This window comes from Bartonella sp. AD328YNZD, assembly GCF_042196425.1.
In genome coordinates this window covers 1-545 of sequence record NZ_JBHIQG010000860.1, presented here as the reverse complement: position 1 = coordinate 545, position 545 = coordinate 1, and the positions used below count along the sequence as shown (strand labels likewise).

Below are 545 nucleotides of genomic sequence, written 5' to 3'. Positions count from 1 at the left end.
GTGCAATCAAGATGACTGGAGGAACCATTAAGACTTCTCTAGTTGGTGCTGGCTTCTTAAACAGTAACAGCAGCGAAAACAAACTAGAAGGTGTAAAGATATCGAATAGTAAAGACGATGCATTACTAAACTTTGGAATAAAAGCAGATAAAAGTACCGTCACTTTAAAAGATGTAACAGTGACTCAAGCAGCTGCCAGTATAGTTGCAGACCATGATTCGACAATAACAATCTCAGGAGGGGCATTTAGTGGACGTGACGTAGGAGCAAGTGCAGAAGGTGGCAGTACGATTATCTTGAAAAACAATGCAAACATTACATCATCTGATAATGTTGGACTCTATGCAGAAGGTTCAAAATCCACCATCACAATGATGGGAGGATCCGTAGCCGCGAACAAAACAGCGTTATTCGCAATCAACGGTGGGCATATTGATGCCACAGATGTTGCTTTAACAACAGAGGGAAAAGGAAGCGGTGCATTTGTAAGTGGCAATGACAGCACAATTCAATTGCATGGTGATACAATAATTAACAATACTTTG

General features: G+C 40.7%; 1 protein-coding gene. It reads left to right on the top strand.

Annotated features, from left to right (window positions below):
* The coding region (locus ACFIO3_RS15455) for a NosD domain-containing protein (RefSeq protein ID WP_375704821.1) at positions 1–545 on the top strand (545 nt) is incomplete at both ends.